The organism is Streptomyces europaeiscabiei (genome assembly GCF_001550375.1).
GTDB classification, from domain to species: domain Bacteria; phylum Actinomycetota; class Actinomycetes; order Streptomycetales; family Streptomycetaceae; genus Streptomyces; species Streptomyces europaeiscabiei.
On record NZ_LRTR01000275.1, the window covers coordinates 1 to 8,898 of the forward strand.

Consider the following 8,898-nt stretch of genomic DNA (forward strand, 5'->3'; position numbering starts at 1 on the left):
CGCCCGCCACCGGCGGCGGCGGGCGCCGCGGGCGCAACGCGCCGACCAAACTCGTCGTCAGCGAAGGCACGCTGACGGGTACGACCGTGGCGCTGCAGGGCCAGACCATCAGCCTGGGCCGCGCACACGACTCCACGATCGTGCTGGACGACGACTACGCCTCCAGCCGACATGCCCGGATCTACCCGGACCGCGACGGCCAGTGGATCGTCGAGGACCTGGGGTCCACCAACGGCACATATCTCGACCGGAACCGACTGACGACTCCCACGCCGATTCCGCTCGGCGCGCCGATCCGCATCGGCAAGACCGTCATCGAGCTGCGGAAGTAGTGCTACATCATGAGTAGGCGCGAGCGGAGCGAGCACGCGGCGGCGGCCCCCACCAGGGGCCTCGGCGCGCTCCCGACCGGAGGGTGGGCACCGTGCGGATGTACCCGGAGCCGACAGGCGAGGTGCGCATGAGTCTGTCACTGCGCTTCGCCGCCGGATCGCACAAAGGCATGATCCGCGAGGGCAACGAGGACTCGGGCTACGCCGGTCCCCGGCTGCTCGCGATCGCCGACGGCATGGGCGGCCAGGCGGCCGGTGAGGTCGCCTCCTCCGAGGTGATCTCCACCCTCGTGACGCTCGACGACGACATCCCCGGCTCCGACATCCTCACCTCCCTCGGCACCGCCGTGCAGCGCGCCAATGACCAGCTGCGCGCGATGGTCGAGGAGGACCCCCAACTGGAGGGCATGGGCACCACGCTCACCGCCCTGCTGTGGACCGGCCAGCGACTCGGCCTCGTGCATGTCGGCGACTCCCGCGCGTACCTCCTCAGGGACGGCGTCCTCACCCAGATCACCCAGGACCACACCTGGGTGCAGCGTCTGGTCGACGAGGGCCGCATCACCGAGGAGGAGGCCACCACCCACCCGCAGCGCTCCCTGCTGATGCGCGCGCTGGGCAGTGGCGACCACGTCGAGCCCGACCTCTCCATCCGCGAGGTCCGCGCCGGCGACCGGTACCTGATCTGCTCCGACGGTCTGTCCGGCGTCGTCTCCCACCAGACGATGGAGGAGACCCTCGCCAGCTACCAGGGCCCGCAGGAGACCGTGCAGGAGCTGATCCAGCTCGCGCTGCGCGGCGGCGGCCCGGACAACATCACGGTCATCATCGCCGACGTCCTCGATCTCGACACCGGGGACACCCTCGCCGGGCAGCTCTCCGACACCCCGGTCGTGGTCGGCGCGGTCGCCGAGAACCAGCTCCACCTGCAGGACAACGGCATCATGCAGACCCCGGCCGGCCGCGCCTCCGGGCTCGGCCGCCAGGGACACGGACAGGGCGGCGGCGAGTTCGGCCCGCCCGGTTCCGGCGACGCCACCGGGTACATGCCGGCCGCGGGCAGCTTCGACGACTACTCGGACGACGACTTCGTCAAGCCGCGCAAGAAGCGCAGGTGGCTGAAGAGATCCTTCTTCGGCATCCTCGCCCTCGCCGTGGTCGGCGGGGGCCTGTACAGCGGTTACCGCTGGACGCAGACGCAGTACTACGTCGGCGCCAACGACGACCATGTGGCGTTGTACCGCGGCATCAGCCAGGACCTGGCCTGGATCTCGCTCTCGAACGTGGAGAAGGATCACCCCGAGATCGAACTCAAGTACCTCCCGTCCTACCAGCAGAAGCTGGTGGAGGCCACGATCGCCGAGGGCGGTCTGAACGACGCCGAGAAGAAAATCACGGAGCTCTCCACCCAGGCGTCGGCGTGCAAGAAGAACGCCGAGCGCCGCGAGGCGGCGGACAACAACGCCAAGACCGGCGAGGGCGAGGCCGGCGGAGTCACGGGAACCACGAAGACCTCCCTCACGTCCAAGGCCACACCGTCCCCGACGTCGACATCGTCGACGTCCCCGACCCCGACCCAGACCGCACCCACACCGTCGACCGGCCCCAGCCTCTCGGAGGAGGAGCAGGAACTGGTCTCACGGTGCGGTGAGCAGTAGGCAAGCCGCGAGGGGCCCACTCACACGATGAGCAGTACTACAAACCCGTCGACGCAGCACACGTCCACGATCGGCGCGATCGGCACCCCGAGCCGACGCAACACCGAGCTGGCGCTGCTGGCGTTCGCGGTCGTCATCCCGGTGTTCGCCTACGTCAACGTGGGTCTCGCCCTGAACGACGAGGTCCCGGCCGGTCTGGCCGCGTATGGCATCGGCCTCGGCGTGCTGGCCGGCATCGGCCACCTCGTCGTACGCAAGTTCGCGCCGTACGCGGACCCGCTGCTGCTGCCGCTGGCCACGCTGCTGAACGGCCTGGGGCTGGTGGCCATCTGGCGGCTGGACCAGTCGGAGCTCCTGCGAGGCCTCGGCGTGGCCGGTGGAAAGGCGACGAACCAGCTGATCTACACGGCGATGGGCATCGCTCTCCTCATCGCCGTGCTGATCTTCCTCAAGGACCACCGCACCCTCCAGCGCTACACCTACATCTCCATGGTCGGTGCGCTGGTCCTGCTGCTGCTCCCCCTGGTACCGGGCCTCGGCGCCGAGCTCACCTACGGCGCCAAGATCTGGATCCAGGTCGGCAGCTTCACCATCCAGCCCGGCGAGTTCGCCAAGATCGTGCTGGCAATCTTCTTCGCCGGCTACCTGATGGTGAAGCGCGACGCGCTGGCGCTGGCCAGCCGCCGATTCATGGGCCTCTACCTCCCGCGCGGCCGCGACCTCGGTCCCATCATCGTCGTCTGGGCGATGTCGATCCTCATCCTGGTCTTCGAGACCGACCTCGGTACCTCGCTGCTGTTCTTCGGCATGTTCGTGATCATGCTGTACGTCGCGACCGAGCGGACGAGCTGGATCGTCTTCGGTCTGCTGATGTCCGCGGCCGGCGCCGTCGGCGTGGCCAGCTTCGAACCGCACGTCCAGACCCGTGTGCAGGCCTGGCTCGACCCGTACCGCGAGTACAAGCTCAGCCGCGCGGGGACCACCGACGGCATCGTCCACTCCGAACAGGCTATGCAGGCCCTGTGGGCGTTCGGCTCCGGCGGCACCCTCGGCACCGGCTGGGGCCAGGGCCACTCGGAGCTCATCCGCTTCGCCGCGAACTCCGACTTCATCCTCGCCACCTTCGGTGAGGAGCTGGGTCTGACCGGGGTGATGGCGATCCTGCTGATCTACGGCCTGATCGTGGAGCGCGGCATCCGAACGGCCCTCGCCGCCCGCGACCCCTTCGGCAAGCTGCTCGCAGTCGGCCTGTCCGGCGCGTTCGCCCTCCAGGTCTTCGTCGTCGCCGGCGGTGTGATGGGCCTCATCCCCCTGACCGGTATGACGATGCCGTTCCTGGCATACGGCGGTTCCTCGGTCATCGCCAACTGGGCGCTCATCGGCGTCCTGATCAGAATCAGCGACACCGCGCGCAGGCCCGCGCCCGCCCCCGCACCCAACCCCGACGCCGAGATGACCCAGGTGGTCCGCCCGTCATGAACAAACCCCTGCGCCGCATCGCGATCTTCTGCGGGCTCCTGGTCCTCGCCTTGCTCGTCCGCAACAACTGGCTCCAGTACGTCAAGGCAGATTCCCTTGCCACCGACAAGGAGAACCGGCGCGTCGCCATCGAGCGCTACGCCACGCCTCGTGGCGACATCATCGTCGACGGCAAGGCCATCACCGGGTCCACCGCTTCCAAGGGCCTCGACTACAAGTACAAGCGCACCTGGAAGAACGGCGAGATGTGGGCGCCGGTCACCGGCTACTCCTCGCAGATCGTCGGCGCCTCGCAGCTGGAGAACCTCGAGGACGGCATCCTCACCGGCAACGACGACCGGCTCTTCTTCCGGAACACGCTGGACATGCTCACCGGCAAAAAGAAGGAGGGCGGCAGCGTCGTCACCACCCTCAACGCCGCCGCGCAGAAGGCGGCCTTCGAGGGCCTCGGCGACAAGAAGGGCGCCGTCGCCGCGCTCGACCCCAAGACCGGCGCGATCCTCGCCCTGGCCTCCACACCGTCGTACGATCCGTCGACGTTCGCCGGGATCAGCAACAAGGACAGCGAGACTTTCGGCAAGCTGGAGAAGAGCTCCGACAAGCCGATGCTGAACCGCGCGCTGCGGGAGACCTACCCGCCGGGCTCCACGTTCAAGGTGGTCACGGCCGCCGCGGCGTTGGAGAACGGCGTCGTCTCGGACATCGACGACAAGACGAGCACGCCCGACCCGTACCAGCTGCCCGGCACGAAGACCGACCTCACCAACGAGCACGGTGTGTGCAAGAACGCCACCCTGCGCTACGCGCTGATGGTCTCCTGCAACACCGTCTTCGCGAAGATGTCGGACAACGTCGGCAACGAGAAGATGCGTGAGCAGGCCGCGAAGTTCGGCTTCAACGAGGACGAGCTGGACGTCCCGGTCCGCGCCGCCGAGAGTGTCTACCCCGAGGACAACGATCCGCAGAACGCCATGGACGGCATCGGCCAGGCCTCCAACCGCAGCACCCCGCTGCAGATGGCCATGGTCGCCTCGGCCGTCGCCAACGACGGCGAGCTGATGAAGCCGTACATGGTCGACCAACTGCGCGCCTCCAACCTCGACGTCATCGAGACGCACGAGCCCGAGACGCTGTCCCAGGCGGTCTCACCGGAGACCGCCCAGAAGCTGCAGGACATGATGAAGACCGTCGTCAACGACCCACAGGGCACCGGCGGCCGGGCGAAGATCGGCGGCGGCGTCACCGTCGGCGGCAAGACCGGTACCGCGCAGCACGGCGTGGACAACAAGGAGAAGCCGTACGCCTGGTTCATCTCGTACGCCCAGCTCAGCGACGGCAGCTCGCCGGTCGCCGTGGCCGTGGTCGTCGAGGACGGTGCGGCCGACCGTGGTGAGATCTCCGGTGGCGGTGTCGCCGCCCCGATCGCGAAGAGCGTGATGCAGGCAGTGATCAACAGCAAGAAGTGACCCCGCTCACGTCGCCTGCACATCGGTGCACGTTGCGATACCGGTCCTGTATCGAGTGACGCGGTTGGCCAGGTCACAGAGGGCGATCCGGGTACCGTATGCCCGGAGCACAGCCGCCGGACCGCACATGGGTGCGGTCGGGACCGACGGAGAGGGCTGGTAGGAAGCTATGGAAGAGCCGCGTCGCCTCGGCGGCCGGTACGAGCTGGGCCAGGTGCTCGGCCGTGGTGGCATGGCGGAGGTCTACCTCGCGATGGACACCCGCCTCGGCCGCACCGTGGCGGTGAAGACGCTGCGAGCGGACCTCGCGCGCGACCCCACCTTCCAGGCCAGGTTCCGCCGGGAGGCCCAGTCGGCCGCCTCACTCAACCACCCCGCGATCGTGGCGGTCTACGACACGGGCGAGGACTACATCGACGGGGTCTCGATCCCGTACATCGTCATGGAGTACGTCGAGGGTTCCACCCTCCGTGAGCTTCTTCACAGCGGCCGCAGGCTGCTGCCGGAGCGCTCCATGGAGATGACCATCGGCATCCTCCAGGGCCTGGAGTACGCCCACCGCAACCAGATCGTCCACCGCGACATCAAGCCGGCCAACGTCATGCTGACGCGCAACGGCCAGGTCAAGGTCATGGACTTCGGCATCGCCCGCGCCATGGGCGACTCCGGCATGACGATGACGCAGACGTCCGCTGTCATCGGCACCGCCCAGTACCTCTCCCCGGAGCAGGCCAAGGGCGAGCAGGTGGACGCCCGTTCCGACCTGTACTCGACGGGCTGTCTGCTCTACGAGCTCCTGACGGTCCGCCCGCCGTTCATCGGCGACTCCCCCGTGGCGGTCGCCTACCAGCACGTGCGGGAGGAGCCGCAGCCCCCGAGCGTCTTCGACCCGGAGATCACGCCGGAGATGGACGCCATCGTCCTGCGTGCGCTGGTCAAGGACCCGGACTACCGCTACCAGTCCGCCGACGAGATGCGCGCCGACATCGAGGCCTGCCTCGACGGCCAGCCCGTCGCGGCCACCGCGGCCATGGGCTCGGTCGGCTACGGCGGCTACCCCGACGACCAGCCGACCACCGCCCTGCGCGCCGACGCCGGTGCCACGACGATGCTGCCACCGGTCGGCCCGGACGACGGCTACGGCTACGACGACCGCCAGGGCCGCCGCCGCCAGCAGAAGAAGAACAACACCTCGACGATCCTCCTGGTCCTCGCGGGTGTGCTGGTGCTGATCGGCGCGATCCTCATCGGCATGTGGATGTTCCCGGGGAACGACGCCGGCAACGACACCCTCAAGGCGCCGAACTTCGTGGGCCAGAGCGAGGCGGACGCGAAACAGGCAGCCACCAACGTCGACCTGAAGGTGACGACCACCAAGGACGAGTGCGAGAACCAGAAGACCGGCAACGTCTGCGAGCAGACACCGAAGGCCGACACCGTCGTCAAGAAGGGCGACACCATCGCCCTGGTGATCTCGACGGGCGCTCCGAAGGTGGCGATCCCGAACGTCATCTCTAGGGACATCGACAAGGCCACGCAGATGCTCGAAGACAAGGGCATGCAAGTCGAGACCAAGTCGACGGAGTCCTCGGAAGACGCCGGGACCGTCCTCAGCCAGGATCCTGATCCGGGCACGGAGCTGGAGAAGGGCTCGACGGTCACGCTGGAGGTCGCCAAGGCCGAGGAGAAGGCCACCGTGCCGACCGTCACCGGCCGGAGCTGCGACGCCGCCAAGGCTCAGATGGAGGCCAACGACCTCGTCGGCACCTGCACCGAGGTCGAGACCGACGACGGCAACCTCGTCGGCAAGGTCATCGCCACCAACCCGGAGGCGGGCTCCGAGCTCAACAAGGGCGACACGGTCACCATCCAGATCGGCAAGGCGGCCGAGAAGGAAGAGCAGAAGGCCAAGGTCCCGAACGTCGTCGGCCAGACGGTGGGCCAGGCCAAGCAGATCCTGCAGGCGGCCGGCTTCACCAACATCCAGTTCGCCAACGGCAGCGACCAGAGCGACACCGCGTTCGTCACCGACCAGGACCCGGACGGCGGCAACGACGCCGACCCGGCCCAGACGACGATCACCCTCGCGTCGGTCGGCTTCGGCGGCAACAACGGCAACAACAACAATGGCGGGAGCGACGGCGGTGGCTTCTTCGGATAGCCCCACCGGTTCCCAGGACGAGGACTGATCCACCACCTCGTCCCGCACGACGAAGGAGCCCCGGCACCCTCCCTGAAGGGGGTGCCGGGGCTCCTTCGTCATTCCGATGTTTCACGTGAAACCGACTGTTTCACGTGAAACATCCCTTAGCGCAGGAAATCAGCGCGAGACAGCTACCGCAGTTCCTTCGGCAGCGTGCGTTCCGCGTTCACCCGTTCCACCCGCTCCAGCTCGCCCCACACGATGAACCGGTACCGGGACGTGTAGACGGGCGTGCAGGTGGTGAGGGTGATGTACTTGCCGGCCTTCTTCCTGCCGGACTCCTTGGGGATGTTCGAGAGGACCTTGACGTTGTACTTCGAGGTCTCGGTGAGGGTGTCGTAGACCTTGTAGACGTACCAGTTGTCACGGGTCTCGAAGACGATCGAGTCGCCCTTGCCGAGCTTGTCGATGTTGTGGAACTTCGCACCGTGGCCGTCGCGGTGGGCGGCGAGGGTGAAGTTGCCGTCCTTGTCGGAGCTGGGCAGGGTCGCCTTGACCGGGTTGGTGTAGTAACCGGCGACACCACCGTTGAGGATCTTGGTGGAGGTGCCCTTCTTCACCAGGACCTCGCCGTTGTTCATGGCGGGGACGTGCAGGAAGCCGATGCCGTCCTTGGTGTCCAGGGCGCCCGGACCGTTGTCGGAGGCCCAGTTGTCGCGGACCTTGTTCCCTTCCTTGTCCGCCTCGCGGTCGGCGAGCACGTTCGTCCACCACAGCGAGTAGACGACGAACAGCCCGAGCACCAGGCCCGCGGTGATGAGGAGTTCACCGAAGACACTGACCGCCATGGCCAGCCGGCTCATACGGCGCCGGCGCGGCGCGGTCTCGGGCGCGCCCGTCGTCTCTTCGGTGTCGTCGGTGGTCACTGCCACAGTTCTTCCGCCCTTGGTCGAGCCCCTACTGGACGAGCGCGTCGGGCTTTCCCTCGCTGCGCGGCCGTTCCTCCACCATCTTGCCCCACACGATCATGCGGTACTTGCTCGTGAACTCCGGCGTGCACGTGGTCAGCGTGATGTAGCGGCCCGGCTCGGTGAACCCCGATCCGGGGGGCACGGCATTGAGCACGCTGACGTTCGACGGCGGTGTCACCGGCAGGATGGAGGCCATGTCGTAGACGTAGTACTTGTCCTGCGTCTCCACGACGATCGGGTCGCCCGGCTTGAGCCGGTTGATGTAACGGAACGGTTCACCATGGGTGTTGCGGTGGCCGGCGATACCGAAGTTACCCGTCTTGTCCTCGGGCATCGCCGTCTTGATGCTGTTCACGTCGTAGTGCCCGACCATCCCGCGGTCCAGCACCTTCGACTTGCTGATGCCCTCGGCGATCGGCACGACGACGTCCAGCTTCGGGATGTGCAGGATGGCGAAGCCCTGTCCCGGCTCGAACGCGCCCGGCGCACGCTTGCCGTTCTTCCATTCCTCCTGGAGGCTCGTCGCCTCCCGGCCCGCCTGCTGGTGGGCCCGGATGTTCGACCACCAGAGCTGGTAGGTGACGAACAGCAACATCACGACACCGGTGGTGATGAACACCTCGCCGATGGCCCGGCTGGCGAGCACACCGGCGCTGGGTTTCCGCGCCCGCGCCGCCCGCCGCGCCTCGACCCTGGAGCGGGGCGCCGACGCCGACGCCTCACCGGCCGCAAGCAAGGGCTTCTCCGGCCCCTGAGCGGCCCTGGAGGCCGCGTGGGCACCCTGGGAGCCTCCGTGCCTCCCGTGCCGCCTGGCGGCCTTACGGCGGGCCGCCCCGCCCCCCCCGGCGG

At 67.9% G+C, this 8,898-nt stretch carries 7 protein-coding genes; 5 read left to right on the forward strand and 2 right to left on the reverse strand.

All coding sequences use genetic code 11. The features are described 5' to 3' along the window. From AWZ10_RS13010 to pknB, 5 genes are all read left to right on the forward strand, one after another. A partial coding sequence (locus tag AWZ10_RS13010) for an FHA domain-containing protein FhaB/FipA (protein ID WP_159058265.1) occupies positions 1-332 on the forward strand: 332 nt, incomplete at its 5' end. 128 nt (positions 333-460) lie between these two features. Then, the gene (locus AWZ10_RS13015; RefSeq protein WP_244172479.1) at positions 461-1,990 is read left to right on the forward strand and encodes a Stp1/IreP family PP2C-type Ser/Thr phosphatase; all 1,530 of its coding nucleotides are present in this window, start codon (positions 461-463) and stop codon (positions 1,988-1,990) included. A 27-nt stretch (positions 1,991-2,017) separates the two neighbouring features. Beyond that, positions 2,018-3,469 carry an FtsW/RodA/SpoVE family cell cycle protein gene (locus tag AWZ10_RS13020; protein WP_037689725.1) on the forward strand — a complete coding sequence of 484 codons (1,452 nt, stop codon included), beginning with the start codon at positions 2,018-2,020 and terminating at the stop codon, positions 3,467-3,469. Beyond that, a complete protein-coding gene (locus AWZ10_RS13025) occupies positions 3,466-4,935 on the forward strand; it encodes a penicillin-binding transpeptidase domain-containing protein (RefSeq protein ID WP_046703133.1) in 1,470 nt (489 codons plus the stop codon). The genes AWZ10_RS13020 and AWZ10_RS13025 overlap by 4 nt, the downstream gene beginning before the upstream one ends. Positions 4,936-5,104: 169 nt before the next feature. Then, entirely contained in the window at positions 5,105-7,096 is a 1,992-nt protein-coding gene (pknB, locus tag AWZ10_RS13030; RefSeq protein ID WP_046703134.1) for a Stk1 family PASTA domain-containing Ser/Thr kinase, read from the forward strand. 173 nt (positions 7,097-7,269) lie between these two features. Here pknB and AWZ10_RS13035 read toward each other — a convergent pair whose 3' ends face one another. Together AWZ10_RS13035 and AWZ10_RS13040 are read right to left on the reverse strand one after the other, a co-directional pair. Further along, complete coding sequence (locus AWZ10_RS13035; RefSeq protein WP_060891135.1) at positions 7,270-8,010, reverse strand: class E sortase; 741 nt, start codon at positions 8,008-8,010, stop codon at positions 7,270-7,272. A 25-nt stretch (positions 8,011-8,035) separates the two neighbouring features. After that, positions 8,036-8,898, reverse strand: an 863-nt coding sequence (locus AWZ10_RS13040; RefSeq protein ID WP_060891136.1) for a class E sortase, incomplete at its 5' end; no start/stop codon positions are given.